Source organism: Sulfitobacter sp. M05 (assembly GCF_029285175.1).
Lineage (GTDB): Bacteria > Pseudomonadota > Alphaproteobacteria > Rhodobacterales > Rhodobacteraceae > Sulfitobacter.
In genome coordinates this window covers 1115411-1130337 of the sequence record NZ_JABEDH010000002.1, presented here as the reverse complement: position 1 = coordinate 1130337, position 14927 = coordinate 1115411, and the positions used below count along the sequence as shown (strand labels likewise).

Sequence of the window (14927 nt, the reverse complement as noted above, 5' to 3'; positions counted from 1 at the left end):
TCCGTTGTCAGAGTTCAACGGCGCGGACCATGGAAGTCTCTACCGTATCAAAGGCCTGAACAATCCGCGCGCCAGTGCGGCGCTGCACGGCGGTTACTTCGGGATCTTCCGCGCGGATCAGTGAGATTGCCTTGCGAATTTCCGACTTGGCCGTGCTGATGGCCCCAATTGCTTCGGTTACGGCCTGACGGCGGATTGCACGACGCTGGGCATCTGTGGTGGCACCGGCAAGGCGACGCTGGGCGCGGGCGGCAGAAGCCCTGATTTCATCAGCCGCAGTGCGGATTGTGGCAGAGACCGTTTCAAGGCCCTTGGGCAGATCATTCACGATCTCATCCAGAGCGTTGGAATAGGTATCCAGCGAGTCACTGAGGCAGGTCATATACCGGTCAAAGTCCTGATCGGCGGAGCCACAGGATTGAATTTGCAGTTCCAGTTCCGTTGAAACCGTGTCGACAAATTCGGCGACTTCTTCGGCCTTTTGCAAGGTTTGAGCGGGACGTCCACCGCGGCCTGCTGATTGGATATCGCCCGTCGGATCGCGCCCGGGCAGTGCGATGGTGATGATGTCGCGCGGGTTGAAAATGGTTCTGCTGCCGCCGGTCGGGGGTGTCACAGTGGGCGGTGCAATCAGGTTCTGAACCACAAAGCTGCCGTTTGCCGTGCTGACGGTATAGTTGTCCAATCCGGTCCCGGTCACATTACTCAATTCGATGGTATAGGGGCTGCCCTCGACCGTTGCTTCGGGGCTGGCCCCGTCGCTGGTCAGGGTGACACTGGTAATAGCATCGTCGTTGAAAAGACCGGTTGTGGTGAATTCCGTACCGGTGAAGGTAAAAGGCTGGTCGGGTTGTTTGAACTGATCCAGCGCGGTGACCGTCAGCGGTGCCGGCGTTACGGCAAAGCTGCCATCGGCAAAGACCAGCGTATATTGGTCCAGACCGGTGCCAACCGCGTTGCTGGCGGTGATGGTGAACGGCCCGTCACCGACCTGTGCGCTGCCGTCGGCACCGGCACTTGTCAGGGTGACACTGTCCACGCTGTCCCCTTCGGCCAGACCGGTTACGCTGAACTCGGTACCGTTGAAGGTGAAGGTGCTGCCGTAAACCTTGGTCTGGTCCAGCGCGGTGATGACCAGATTACCGGGGGCCACGACAAACACGCCATTCACAAGGGTGATCTCATAGTTCGCCAGACCGGTGCCTTGCGGATCAGTGATAAAGATCGCGGCGGCAGGGCCTTCGCCGGTAATAGGTGCATCCGCCGCCGCGGCGTCACTGGTCAAGGTGGCACTGGTCACGGTGTCGTCGTTCACCAACCCCTCCACGGTGAATTCCGTGCCGGTAAAGGTAAAGACAGTGCCGGGTGATTTACTTTGATCATCAGCTGTCAGGGTCAGCGGGGCAGGGGTGACTTCCAGAGTGCCGGGGGTGATTGTCAGCGTGTAGTTCGACAGGCCCGTGCCGGTGAGGTTCTCGATGTTCAACGCATAGGTCGCCGCATCCGCCGTTGCTGGTGCCCCGTCACTGATGATGTCCGCGCCGGTTATCGTATCGGTACCGTGAAGGGTATCTGCGGTGAAATCGATCCCTTCAAGGCTTAACTCTTCGCCATAGACTTTGGTCGTCGGGTTGATGGTGATGCTCAGCGGTGCAGCGACAACTGTTGCGTCCTTGGGGAAGGACCGCACGTCAAAAACCTGGCCCAGATCGCTGGTATAGCTGGTGGGGAAGGTGAATGTGACATCGCCGACATTGGCGTCAGACAGGATGATCTGGTCCACCATCACGGAAAGATCGCCGGTGTCGCCCAAAGGCCCAAAGACATAATCGGTTGGCCCACCGGAGAAGGTAGAGCTGGCATCGGCAGAGAAGCCTGTGGTGCTGCCGTTGTATTCAAACTCGGGGATCGGCAACGACGGATCAGTCGCGGTGATCACCGGATCAACAGAATAGAGTCGTGCCATATCGACGCCATCCTGTGGAATGGCCCAAGCCGTTGTAAAACTCCAGCCGCCCGACAGGGCCGCCTGAGTGAACAGTTCGGCATCGCGCAGGCTGGCGGTGGTTTCACCAAATGCGCCTTCGAACTGACCAGAGCCGGTTGCCGTTCCGGTGGTTTCGCCGGACTGGCCACTGAGGGTTTGCCCTGTCGTTTCGATGTTCCAGAAGGACGACAGGATGCTTTCGTTTGATGTGGCATCCTCGCCAACAAGGCCCCCTGCGAGGCCAAATCCGCCGCAACAATCGGGGGACAATGTGACCGCACCGGTGGCAATGGCATTCTCGATCGTTCCGTCAAAACGGTTTTCTCCGACAAGGCCGCCGATGGTTGCCTCTGCAAAGGGCGCGGTATTGGCCGCGGTAACGGACGCTTCGGAATAGATATTGCGCAGGATGTCTTCATTTTGGCCGACAAGGCCCCCGGCGAAACCTTCTTCGGCGACGCTGAGTGTGACGCTGCCGTTGCTGCGCGCGTTCAGGATGTCACCATCGTTGATCCCGACAAGGCCGCCCAGACTGGTGACGCCTGCCGCATTGCTGTTTATATCGGCAGGGTCGACCGCGTCGCGTACTGTGACGTCCGCTGAACTGTTTGTCAGAACGCCAAAAGGCATGACGCCACTAATGCCGCCGCCGGCCTCTCCGTAAGAAACAACCGTGCCGGTCACATGCACGCCACTTGTGAAACTGCCGTTGCTGCCGGCAAGGATACCAACGCGCCCACCGGCCACATCTGCGTCCAGAATGCTGAGGTTTGTAATGGATGGGTTATCGCCCAATGTCCCGAACAGGCCGGTATCACCGCCACCCGCCGCTGGATACTGGCGGATAAACATGCCGGTGATGGCGTTGCGGTTGCCTTCGAAATTACCGGTAAAGGACAGAGGCACAAAGCCTGAGTTGCGCAATCCGTTTGTCAGCGGATCAAGGGATTCCCAGCCGGTTGTGGCAGAGGCGTCAATATCGTTGGCCAGGGCAAAGTTGAACGAACCGTGAATGCCCTGCAAACCGTAAACATCGGTCAACAGGAAGGGGTTCGCCGCGCCGTCGCCACTGATGGCGCGCAGAAAATTGGCCTCTTCGAGAACAAAGTTGTCAGCAGCAAAAGACGGCAGGCCGGCACCGGGGAAATCCGTGCCAAGCTGGAGCCAGTCACCTTCGACGATATGGAACAATCCGACATCAATGTCGCCATTCGCGCCAGTCTCGATCACCTGCGGGGCCGGGCCGGAGGCACCAGGCGCTTCGGTGGCGGTCAGACGCAATGTGCCGTTGGGTGCAGTAATCGGCGCGTTGATTTCAATTGCATTGCTGACGATCGCGCCAACACCGGTTTCGGCGTTCAGCGAAAGGACAGAGCCGCTTGACCAGCTCAACGGCGCATTGATTTCGATCCTGCCATCGTCAGGGCCAGCACCGGCAGTGGACAGGGAGACATTCCCGCCCGCCAGATTGCTTTCAACCGTTGAGGCAAGGATATCACCGTCATCGCCAGTGAGGGCGGCAACGACAAAGATGTCGTTGGGGTCAAGCAGCAAACTGCCCCATGCCCCATTTTCTGCCCGGGTGTCGGTGAAACCGCTATAGCGCAGGACCGCTTTGCCGGAGACTTCGACAAAACCGCCATCCCCGCTTAGGGTACCGCCCTGCGCCGAGATATTGCCGGCAAACTCGGTCCGCTGATCAGACCATAAAACGATGCGTCCGCCGTTGCCCTGTGCTTGGGCATCTGCGCGAATTACAGTGTCTGCATCAACGGACAGCTGCGCCGCCGTCATCATCCCGGAGGCACCGCGGGCGTTGCCGCCAATGCGGATGTTGCCACCGCCACCTGTGCCGCTGGCGTCAATGCTAGCCCCTTCAAGGGTGATGTCGCGCCCTGTGATAGTGATGTCGCCGCCGCGTTCGGGGCGCAGGGCAGGGCGTGCGGATTGGGTGACCTGAATGGCAGGACGGCGGGTTTTGGTGCGAATGTTGCCGGTGACTTTGACACGTCCGCCGCCACCACCGCCCAAGGTCACACGCCCGTTGCGCCCTGAAACGGTGCGCGCTTCGATGACGCCGCTCATGTTAATGGCCTGTCGCGCCGCATTGCGGGCTGTTGCTGCCGAGATCTGGACCGTGCCGCCATTGGCCTGAATGGTACCGGAGTTTTCGATCAAGGCTTCCAGCCCGTCGTCATCCGAGTTGGTCGGGATCGCAACCTGCAAGAAACCGTCGCCGGCCAGATCAAGCGTGATCCGTTCCCCGGACCCCAAGCCGACAAACCCCAAAGGCGCCTGAATGATGCCTGAGTTCCGGACCTTGCCGCCGATCAGCGCGGCATAGCCGCCGGTTACCACCTGAATGTTGCCTTCGTTGACAACGGTGGCTGATGCCCCGTCGCCTTCAAAAACTGTCTGGCCGGTCACAAAGTCATCTGTGCGGATGCCCAGGGTCGAGGCGACAAAACTACCGGTGTTGATCGCGCCGGTGGTCCCGATGAAAATGCCGTTGGGATTGACCACAAAGACGCGGCCATTGGCGTTAATCTGGCCATGAATCTGGCTGGTGGTGTCGCCGGTTACCCGGTTGAGGATGGCAGAATTTTCGTTCGGCTGATTGATATCCACGCGGTTGCCGGCACCAACGGAAAACCCGTCCCAGTTCACCACCGCGCGGTCGCTGCCCTGGTTGATCACCATGGTATTTGGCCCCGGCGTGGCGATGGTGGCGGTGCCATGCACCACGGTCCCGCCGGTTGGCAGGTCTTGTGCGGAAGCCCAAACCGGTGTCAACGCTGTGGCAAAGGCCAAAGCATGGCGGGTAAACCGGCGGCGCGCCTTAGAAGCGGAAGGATCCTTGGATGCTAAAGCGGTTGTTGTCCGGCTGGTCATCATCACGGGTTCCCCTTGCGTATTCGATCCGCACGGTTGCGGACGAGAAATTGGATTTGCTTAAAGTATTCAGCTCGACGCCGATGCCGATCGAGGTGGCCGAGACATCAGCGGCTTCTTGCGCTGTGGGCGCTTCCAGCGAGACGTCGCCGTAGGCCCCAAAAATATATGGGCTGATTAAAAGTGGTGTGTCGCCATAGCTTACCTGCTTTGGCATGGAAATTTCGGCACGCGCGACAAATCCGCTGTCGCCTTTGATTGCGCCTGCATCAAAGGCTGACAATTCCTGACTGCCGGCAATGCCGAACTGTTCAGCGGTCAGCATCGGATCGCCAAACGAAGTTTGCATCCGGCCCGCCAGCGAGAAGTTGAACGTGTCATTGATTGGACGGCGCATGCGCCCTGACAGGATGAGTTTGGTAAATTCTGCATCCGCGCCCTGCCGGGACAGGGGAGTGCCCCCACCAACATCGGCCAGACTGCGCGCGCCAAGGGCATTGATGCCACGTGAAAGCGAGGCCCCCGCTTCGATTGCGGTGCCGCCTTCGGTCAGCCAGAAACCGTCAAGGGCGGCGCGCAGAACCGTGGTTTTGTCCTGGTAGACCGGTGTGCGGATATCACCGGCACCGACAAGGAACTGTTCATCGGTCTGACGGTCCAACGTGAGCTGACCCGAGATATTGCGGTTACGGGTGCGGATGAACGGATAGAACAGGCGCACGGATGTACGGTCAAAACGGCTGGTTGTAGGCAAGGGCAAGGGATCAGGCGCGGTGCGGCTGTCGGTGGCTTCGACATTTAGGGTCAGGCCGCTGTAGCCCAAAGGCACAACGCCGCCGATCGATAGGGTACGCACCCGCGGGTCACTGCCAAGGAAAGCCCCCAAGCCGTTGTCATTGTTGCTGGCCGGCGATCCGGACAGGCGGGCATAGAATGTTTCACCCAGATTGAACGGCGAGTTGAATTCAACCCCCGCGCTTAGGTTGACCGGACCAAGCGAACTGGCGTTGGCATTGTCAAAAGCAAAGAAGCCGGTGATGGGCCGGAACTCGGGCTGGAGGATCAAAGAGGTCCCGCCAGGTGTGGCCCCAGCCGCAAGGGCGGACCCCAGCGCCACCCCATAGGTGTCCCCAGCCAGCAGCAACTGGCGTTCGATTTCAGGCAAACGTAAACTGCGCTTGCCGACAAGCGGGCCGGTGATCCGGCTGATCCGGTCGCGCACGGGGGCGGGCACATTTGCGGTGTCTACCTCTTCGACAAAGCCGTCGATCACCACAATTCTGAGCCGCCCGCCATCGCGTAATTCCTGCGCTGGCAGGACGACACGCGCCAGAACAAAACCGGCCTGCGTATAGGCGGTTTCAAGGTCGGATGCGGCATTGAAAATTTCCGCCACGGTGATGGTTTTGCCCGACAGGCGCGCTTTGGTTGCGGCGTTGATTTCGGCCATTTGCGGCAGGGCGTCGCTTAGGGTGACACCGGATAGGTTGATCAGCAGCTTTTCCGCCCCTGCCGGCGGTTTTGTCCCGCGGGCCCCGGAAAACACCACCGCCCCTTTCAGGCGCTGTGCGTCAGGGGCAAATGAGGACGGGGTGATATCACTGGCGGTCTGTGTATGGCCTGTGTCGGGCAGGACAGAAAAGCCCAAAGTACCGCCAAGCAAGGCGGCAAATGCCAGCGCGCGGCGTTTCGACGTTTGAGTAATCACAGATGTGTTCCGCGTTAAAAAAATGGGTTCCGACACAACAGAACTCCCGGATATGATAGAGTTAAAATAACAGTTTCGAAAAATTGCCGTTAAGTCACCTTAGCACCCAAGAAGGCAGGCTGCAATCAGAGGTATGAAGCCAAAGCCCTGTAACACGGGGTTCTTTTCGGGGCCTGACAGATTGTCGGAAAAAACTTGCATTGAAACGGTTGCTGGTTTTGACTTGGCACGAGACTGCCATCTTATTTTTTATATCTGACATTTTTTCCCGGCAGGATTGAGTCGTTCTTTTGGAGGACCGTGCAATGGCAATCGAAGGATTGACCCAGCAGCAGAGCAATTTTATCGAGCGCTTTTTGAAAGTGCCCAAGGTATTCAACCGTAAGGTCAAAAAGCAGGCCCGACGGGATGCAAAGGAGCAGTTCCGGCGTTTTAATGCGGAACATGATCTGCTGCGTGAAGAGATCGGGGGGATCGAAGACCCCGAATTGCGGTCGGTGTTTCTGGGCCAGTTGCGCGCAGCCGAAGCGATCATCGAAAAAGATCCTAAGGCGTTGGATTTTGCCGGCGGGCATCAACAGATCGACGATGTGCGCAATGCCATGCAGCTACACGTCAAAAAGAACGACGCGGCGAATGCACATGCGCAGCTTGAGAAAGCAATGGCGCGGATGGACACGGAAAACCCCGCTGTTGCCAAGGATGGTGCCTTTGACGGGCAAAGCGACATTGCCCTGACATGGGCGTTCGTTCAGGAGAAATTTGCCAGCGGGACAGCAACCAATGACCCTAAGGACCTTGATGCGGCGCTGAAGGCGATGGGGCGTCTTGAAGTGATGATGCGTGATGCGGAAACGGCGGGGCAGAACCCCTTTGAGCAGCGCGCAGAAGCATTGGCGGGGGTGAAGGCCGCGGCGCAAAAGGGATTGTCGCTGGAGGTGCTGGCGGCCCGCAGTCGGTTAAGTGATGCCCATACCCAGCTTGAGGCCCTGCGCCAGAAACTTGCCGCGCAGTTTGGTGCAGAGAATGTCCCGCTGGCCCTGCGGATGGGATGCCAGTCTGTTCAGAGCAAGCTGGATGAAGCGGCCAAGGCCGATGTTGGTGATCTGGCGGATCTGGCTGATGATGCCGAGGCGGCCTATCAGGTTGTAAACCGGGATGCGCAGAAACTGATTGCGCAGGCGCAGGAATGGGTGCGGGACAAGGCGGCATTTCAGGTGCGGTATCAGGTGATGTTGGCGCACCCCTACGGCAAGAATACCCATGTGAAACCCAAGTTTGACGAGATCACAACCGCCTATACGGCATCCGCGGCCAAGGCCAAGACACATGAATACACACAGGCCAGCCAACAGCTGGCGGTGGTGCGCAATGATTTGAAAGACACGCTTGATTTCGCGGATGATTTTGCCAATTACGCCACTGTTTTTAATGCCCGCAAGGCGCTGTTGACGAGCCTGCCGGCACCAACAAGTTATCCCGTGGCATCGTTGCGGGCGGATCATACGGCGGCACTTCAGCTGTTGCCCCGTGCCGAAGCGGCGCGCAAGGCCGGCCAGATGAGTGGCGCGCTGACCCTTCTCAACAGCATACCCAAAGCGGTTGATGACCTGCTGGAGGTGAAACGGTTTGCTGATAACTATCTGGAGATGAAGAAGAACTGGGAGGATTGGCACGCCCATGTTCTGGCCAATGTGCCCGCGACGGCGCAAACCTTGCTGGCCACTGATATGGCCTATGCCGTCAAAACAGCCACGCAAGCCAATGATGATGCCGCCGCTGGCAATTACAGAAAAGCCTCTGCCGCGCTGGGTGCGCTTTGCGCTTTTGCCAAGCAGAGCCTATTCGACAAGGGCATGTTGATTGCCCAGTACCAAACCGAGAAAAGCGAATTCAAGGCGCGTGCCCGCACCGTGCGGGCCACAAAAGGGCCCGGTGGACGCATCGCGATCGAAGGGTATTATCAGGGGCTTGTCGGTGATGACATTAAGCGCAAGGCGGCAGAAGCCAGCGGTGATTTCAAGCTGGCCCTTGCGATGTGCCTGCGCGGTAAGGATGACCATGACGCAATGATCCGGCTGGCGGAACAGGCCAAGGATTACATCGCCGAAGATGCCAAATTTCAGGCGGCGCTGGCCAAGTTGAATTCCGCAACATCACCGGATGCGATGGAAGCCAAGCAAAATGCGGCAGACATGAAAAGCAACGCTTTTGCCGCGACAGAGCGGGGGAACTGGCCGGCTGGTACAAACCTGTTGGAGAATGCCAACCTTGAATTGAAACGTGCGCTGGATGATTTTGAAACCGCCAATCTGATTGATGGCGCGCAGGGTGGCGGGGGCAAGATGACATTGACCTCTGACACTGAATTCGGGCCGGTCTATGCCGCGTTTTCCAAAGTTCTGTCTCATGTGCAATCTCTTGATAAACATAATGTTTTCGAAGATGATTTGAAGGCCGCAGATGCCTCTGCCAAATCTGTCGAGGCATTGATGGCCAAGGATTTGACACGTGCGGAAAATACTCTGAACGATGCAGTTGAAACCTGTCAGCGGATTACAAAAATTTGCACGGCATCCATTGGTTTCGCGGCACAGAAAGTTACCGCAGAGGCGGTGATTGCGCGGGCCAAGGGCGAAAACGCGGAAAACATTATCGACGCGGATATAAAAGAAGCCGAAGACAATTTTGCCGCGGCGGAAAAAACGGCCGGCGCACCGAGCTATGATTTTGCCGGGGCGATTAAGGTGTTGGGTACAGCGCAGGCTGTTGCACGCCGGGGGTTGGCCACGATGCAGCTTTATACCGGTACGGTGAAAGAGGCGCGCGTGAAAATGACCGCCGCCATCACCGCCTATACCGCCGTGGATGTGACGCCGCACCTTGACGGACACGCGGCGCGGATCAAAACCATATTGGACGGGATGAACGCGGATTTCGATCAACGGAAACTGTCCGATGCTCAGGCCAAGGCGGCGAAAGGGGTCGCGCTTGCCGGATTTCATGCGACCACCTGCACTGCCTGCAAGACCGCATTGGGGGTGATGTTGAACTTTACGCCGGCCCGTTTGGGGGTCGAGGTTGGCCATGCGGTCACCACGCAGGAAGAAGCGATGAAGGCCAACCTGCTGGCATCGGCTCAGGAGGCGATAAACAAGGGCAGTTTTGAGGCGGCATTCAAAATCGCCTCTCAGGCCTATTGGGTGATGATGGGCGCGCGCAAAAAGGCCGAGAGCTTTGACCGGTATCTGCCAGTAAAAATTGATTACGAACAGAAACTGGATGACCTTGAAATCCGCTCTGACCCTGCGGCGGGACCTGGGAATGATGCAGTGCTTGCCTTACGGGCGCGGTTTGAGGCGGCTGTGGTTCAGGACAAGCTGGAGAATTTCGGCGGGGCGCTTAAACGTCTGGACGGGTTTGACAAAGAGGTCATTGCGGCCTCGGCCTTGCTGGATACCTATGACCGCTATGTTCTGCGCAAGGCGCAGGCGGCAGAGGCGCTGGCACGTGTCCAAAGCATGAATTCACCGGCGATTGAAACCTTGCTCAGCCGGCTGGAAGGCAAAGAGCGGAATGCCGAACGCAAGGGGCAAGGTTTTGATTTTGAAATAGCAATCGCGCTTTTGGAAGAGTTGAAACTTGAGTGCGATGCAGCCAAAGGCACGGCGGATGCGGTCGATAATCTGACGGCAATGACTGCGGACATTAAGGATTTGCCTACCGAAGATGCCGATGGGCTGTTGACCGCAATTGCGAAAACCCGTCAGACGCTGGACGGTTTCAAAAAGCAGATGTCAGCGATGTATGCCCATGGCGAGATTATGGAGAATGAAGCGCGGTTGCAGGCCGCCGAGACCCTTGCAGAATCCGATTTTGACGCCGCGCGACGTGAGCTGGAAGAGGTGGTTGATGCCTGTATTGGCATCGCGGTTTTGCTGGCGCAATATGATCAGTTGAACGATGCTGCGGCGGTTGCACGCGGGGTGGCGGCGACATTGTTGAAACGTGGTACCGAGGCGGATTTTGCCCGTGACGAGATAAAGGACAGGATCGCGGCGCTTGATCTGGCGATGTCTGCGGCACGCTTGTCGAAATCCAACCGCGCCCAGACCCAGATTGACGTGGAAGAGGCCATCGCGGCGCTGCGCGACCTGCGCAAGGTCATTGATGCACAGGCTGCCTATCTGCAAAATCGTGAACCCATCGAATTTGCGATGACCACATTGGAGAAAAGCAAACAGCGCCATTTGATCCGCGAGGATATGACCGAGGTGCGCAAATTGCTCGACACGGCGGCGACACGGGCGGCGGACCGCAAACATAGTTCAGCCGAAGCGGAGCTGAAGAAAGCTGTGATCCGCGTTGATATGGCAAAGCTGCGGGCGAAACTGGCGACCAACCGCAAGCCAAAACCCGAAGATCTTGCCGCGATATTGGATGCCCCCGGCGGGATCGAAAACCTTGATAGCATTGTGCAAAACCTTGAGGAGTCAGTGCAACGGCGTGTGATGGCAGTGGCCTTCGAGGCGCGGTTCGGATGCAAACTGGACCTGAAAGAGGCTGATGCCAGCGGGACAATCACAGATGTCGATCGCGAGGGGCAGAAGCTGCCAGCCGCCAATATTCGCAGGTTCTATGACGTGATGTCGAAGCTGCCTGAAAGCAATACGTTGGACAACGATAGTATGCTGACCTTTGAACAGGTCGGCGGCAAGGGGTTGGGGTCGGCCTATAATACGCAGGAGAAAAAGGTGCTGATGCGGGACGGTGACGAAGCCAACTCTCGCATTTATGGCATTTCGATCGAACACGAGATTGGCGAGATTGACGAAGATGCCCTGCCCAAACCGGGACAGGCGCGGACCGGATTTTCGTGGAACACCCTACACGAGGTTGGCCACGCTGTGGATGACAAGCTGGGCTATATGAAAAAGCACGGTGAACGGTTGGCGGGGTGGAAAGTATACGGTGCCAACGTCAAGGAACCGGCGACAGCCATTGCGAACGAGTTCAAGTTTGATGCTGATTATGTCGCGGAATACATGATGGGGGCGGCGGGGCGAAAAATGCCTGTGCCTGATCCTGTGGGCTGTGACGGGGAGGAATGGCGCCGCCGGATGGAGGAATGCCGCAACTTTGTTGATCGTGCCCGTGCGGGGAACAAGCCATGGCAATCCGCCAGCGTTGCGGCGGCCTGTGCGATTGGCAACCATACCTATGTCGAAAGCTACGAGGGGGATTGGTCCAGATACAGCACAGACCAGCGTAAATATGCGGTTTCGGGGTATCAGTTCCGCGCACCGGGAGAATGGTTTTCAGAAATCTATGCCGCTGTTGCGTCGGACCGGTTGAATGACAACCACCCGCACCGCGACGAGATTGCCAAACTTTGCCTGAAGGAAGACGCCTGATGTCCCTGTTCGAAACAACTTCTATTCAGTGCCCGGCCTGTGACACGGTTACCGATTTTCAAGCCGCCGGTAGTGTCAACGCAGATCGCCGCCCCGATCTGCGCGAAGCGATTTTGGACAATACGTTCCAGAATGTGATCTGCCCCTCATGCAACGAGGCACTGCGGCTGGAACCCGTGGTGAACTATCTGGATGTAGAGCTGGGGCTGTGGTTGGCGGCCTATCCGCCACGCCAGATCGGCGATTATCTGACGCTTGAGAATGAGGTGCAGGCGCTGTTTGACGAAAGCTATGGCACCGCGTCATCAGCCAGTGCGCAGGACGTCGGGGCAGCGCTAGTGCCGCGTCTGACCTTTGGCTGGCCTGCAATGCGCGAAAAGCTGTTTTTGCGCCAACAGGGGCTGGATGATGTGGTGATCGAGATGCTCAAGCTGGACCTGCTGCGCCGTCTGCCCGAAGCGCCGCTGCGTGCAGGGGTGGAACTGCGGGTGACGGATGTGACCGACGCGGCATTGCGTTTTGTCTGGATCGAGACCGCAAGCGAGGACATCTTGCAGGCGTTTGAGTGTAACAAGGCGTTGCTGGTAGAGATCACCGATAATCAGGACGCATGGGCCGAGGTGCGGCGCGGTCTGACGCAGGGATTGTTTGTCGACATGCAGAAAATGTATCTGGGGGCGGGGCGAAACGCCGCCTAAGTCGGTGCTGTCGTAACAAAGAAATAGACCCATTCCCCTTTGAAATCAGCATGTTCTGCGCGCGCCCGTGCCACCCGTTGTCGCAGCCAGTCCAGATAAGGGGCGGCCGGTTCGACCAAGGGGCGGTTGCCGTTATAAAGTGGCACCGAAGCCGCGAATGCAGCGGCAATTTCCTGTCCGTAGGGCGGACCAATGGTGACGAATAGCCCCGGAGCATCAGCGCTGTTTGCCCCGATGTTCAGGACCGATTCCGCGGCCACCGCTTGCAGCGGCGTTTGGTCATTGGGCGACAGATGGATTACGTTCCCATCCGCATCAAAATAATCAACATAAACATAGGCGGGATAATCCGGCGCGGTCAGTGACATCACCAAAGGATCACCGGCCAGATATCGAAAGCTGCGCGCGTGGGTGTCGGCCCCGACGATCAGGCTGTTGGTGATCTGATCCGTGGATTGCGCCAGCCCGACATCGGCAATGCCGCTCAGTGCGCCACATTGCGGCGCAGGAAGGACCAAGAGGTTTCCGGCAACGGTTATGTCGTTGCCCATCTGCGCCTGTAAGGCGGCCAGAACCGGCGCGCGTTGGCTGGCCTCGGGCACATGACCGCTGAGCGTTAGCGTTGTTGTGTCGGGATCAAATGTTACCTGCATCCTTGAACAGGGCAGAGACAAGGCGCGTTGCAGATCGTCGCGCAGTGCGGCGCCGGTGGCGGCGCCCGGCTGGGTAAAGCTTTGAAAGGCGGCGAGGGACACCGGATCCACCGGACCACTGGCGGGAAAGGCAAGCATGGCGGTGCCGGTTGTGACCTTTGGGGCCCGCTGCGGTGCTGAATTTATGGTCGGTGCCTGTGGCACCACAGAGGGGGTGTCAGGCGGTTGAGGCAAGCCGGCCAGAACCACAGGGGTGCCTGGCGTCAGCTTTGCTGGCTTGGGATGTGTGGAGTGTGTTTTGGAAACAACGGGTTGCATTGTGGCGGCCGCTTGTGTGGCCAAAGCTGTGGTGCCGGTCTTGCGGACAAGGGGTTGCATGGCTGTCAGGTTTGGCGCGCGGGCAGGCAAACGCGCCACAGCGGTGGGTTGAGGCACTTGTGTTCGCACTGGTTTGGATGGCGTGGCTTCGGGGCTGGCCATAGAATGCGCAATTGCGCCGCCATTCAACCGGGTTGCGTCTGTCGTGGTTTCTTGCGCCTCCTTGCTGTCAGGGGGCCTTTGACGTGCATCGCTGCGGGTGACCTCCTGTGCTGTGACGTTCAGGCGGCTTGCGGCGGCAGGTTGGTCGACGACCGGCTGTGGCTGCATCGCCGCCAATAATCCCGCTGCCGCGCCAAGGTTTAATACGACAGAGGCCGCGCCGCCCAAGACCCATATGGCGGCTGAATTCCTCATTGGCTTGCAGGGGTCACCACAAGCGCCACATCCTGCGCGCCTGCAGCTTCAAGCGCCGCAATCAGCGGCAGGATATGACGCAGTTCAGCGGCATGATGGGCGTTGATCCGCACCAGCGTTTCGGGCGTTTTCGTAATGCGGTCAAGCATCTGCTCAAGTGGTGCATCGGTTGCGGTGCCGTCCACCGCCATTTCGCCAGATGCGCTGACGGACAGGGTGATGCCACCTGCGGGCATGTCCGATCCGGTGGCGGCGATGGGGGGGGTGACCGTAAAGGGGGCGGTGGCATCCATCCGGCCAATCAGCATGAAAAACACCAACAAAAAGAACACCACGTCGATCAGCGGAATGATCGTTTCGGGCGCGGATCGCGGGGCAGGGCGCGTCAACCTCATGGCCGCGCTTCCAGCCGGATCACCCGAACCTGCCGTGCGCCTGCTTTGGTGGCGGCATCCATCACCGAAACCAGTGCCTGGGTCTGTGCCACGCCGGTGGGCAGGATCATCACCGGCAAGGTCGGCTCTGCACTTAGCCGGGCCTGCACAAGCGCGCCAAACTGCTCAAAGGACACTGTTTGCCCCCGGATAACCGGCGCGCCATCGGCCCCGATCCGTACAAGCAGCGGCTGCGCCTTGTTCTGCGGTGTTGCCTGTCCCTGTTCGCTGTCCCGTGACAGGACCGGGATCATATCAAGATCCAGATAGGTTGAGGTGACCATGAAAAATACCAATAAAATCAACAACACATCAATCATTGCAACCAATGAGATCAGCGCACGCGGCGGGGGCGGGCGCTTTAATATCAAGGCTGGGCTCTCGGTCATCATCCTGCTCCGCTCTG

General features: G+C 58.5%; 7 protein-coding genes. 2 read left to right on the top strand and 5 right to left on the bottom strand.

Annotation, left to right across the window (positions count from 1 at the left end):
* Window positions 1–7: 7 nt before the first annotated feature.
* Together HKX44_RS13560 and HKX44_RS13555 are read right to left on the bottom strand one after the other, a co-directional pair.
* Window positions 8–4882, bottom strand: a complete 4875-nt coding sequence (locus HKX44_RS13560) for an MBG domain-containing protein (protein ID WP_276153166.1) — start codon at window positions 4880–4882, stop codon at window positions 8–10.
* Window positions 4827–6587, bottom strand: coding sequence for a ShlB/FhaC/HecB family hemolysin secretion/activation protein (locus HKX44_RS13555; RefSeq protein ID WP_276151852.1), 1761 nt, complete (start codon window positions 6585–6587; stop codon window positions 4827–4829). Before HKX44_RS13555 ends, HKX44_RS13560 begins: the two co-directional genes overlap by 56 nt.
* 305 nt (window positions 6588–6892) lie before the next feature.
* On the opposite strand from HKX44_RS13555, the gene HKX44_RS13550 reads away from it, so the two are divergent.
* Together HKX44_RS13550 and HKX44_RS13545 are read left to right on the top strand one after the other, a co-directional pair.
* On the top strand, window positions 6893–12001 hold the full coding sequence (locus tag HKX44_RS13550; RefSeq protein ID WP_276151851.1) for a hypothetical protein: 5109 nt from the start codon (window positions 6893–6895) through the stop codon (window positions 11999–12001).
* Window positions 12001–12699 carry a CpXC domain-containing protein gene (locus HKX44_RS13545; RefSeq protein ID WP_276151850.1) on the top strand — a complete coding sequence of 233 codons (699 nt, stop codon included), beginning with the start codon at window positions 12001–12003 and terminating at the stop codon, window positions 12697–12699. The genes HKX44_RS13550 and HKX44_RS13545 overlap by 1 nt, the downstream gene beginning before the upstream one ends.
* Here HKX44_RS13545 and HKX44_RS13540 read toward each other — a convergent pair.
* The 3 genes from HKX44_RS13540 to HKX44_RS13530 are packed head-to-tail and all read right to left on the bottom strand — an operon-like array spanning window position 12696 to window position 14910.
* On the bottom strand, window positions 12696–14087 hold the full coding sequence (locus HKX44_RS13540; RefSeq protein ID WP_276151849.1) for a DUF4384 domain-containing protein: 1392 nt from the start codon (window positions 14085–14087) through the stop codon (window positions 12696–12698). The genes HKX44_RS13545 and HKX44_RS13540 overlap by 4 nt on opposite strands.
* Window positions 14084–14482 carry a biopolymer transporter ExbD gene (locus tag HKX44_RS13535; RefSeq protein ID WP_276151848.1) on the bottom strand — a complete coding sequence of 133 codons (399 nt, stop codon included), beginning with the start codon at window positions 14480–14482 and terminating at the stop codon, window positions 14084–14086. The genes HKX44_RS13540 and HKX44_RS13535 overlap by 4 nt, the downstream gene beginning before the upstream one ends.
* Window positions 14479–14910, bottom strand: a complete 432-nt coding sequence (locus tag HKX44_RS13530) for a biopolymer transporter ExbD (RefSeq protein ID WP_346348194.1) — start codon at window positions 14908–14910, stop codon at window positions 14479–14481. Before HKX44_RS13530 ends, HKX44_RS13535 begins: the two co-directional genes overlap by 4 nt.
* Window positions 14911–14927 lie beyond the last annotated feature (17 nt).

What these genes read in the sequence shown, in the direction of transcription:
- HKX44_RS13560 (WP_276153166.1), bottom strand. Translation starts at nt 4,882, where the DNA reads ATGATGACCAGCCGGACAACAACCGCTTTAGCATCCAAGGATCCTTCC.
- HKX44_RS13550 (WP_276151851.1), top strand. Translation starts at nt 6,893, where the DNA reads ATGGCAATCGAAGGATTGACCCAGCAGCAGAGCAATTTTATCGAGCGC.
- HKX44_RS13545 (WP_276151850.1), top strand. Translation starts at nt 12,001, where the DNA reads ATGTCCCTGTTCGAAACAACTTCTATTCAGTGCCCGGCCTGTGACACG.
- HKX44_RS13540 (WP_276151849.1), bottom strand. Translation starts at nt 14,087, where the DNA reads ATGAGGAATTCAGCCGCCATATGGGTCTTGGGCGGCGCGGCCTCTGTC.
- HKX44_RS13535 (WP_276151848.1), bottom strand. Translation starts at nt 14,482, where the DNA reads ATGAGGTTGACGCGCCCTGCCCCGCGATCCGCGCCCGAAACGATCATT.
- HKX44_RS13530 (WP_346348194.1), bottom strand. Translation starts at nt 14,910, where the DNA reads ATGACCGAGAGCCCAGCCTTGATATTAAAGCGCCCGCCCCCGCCGCGT.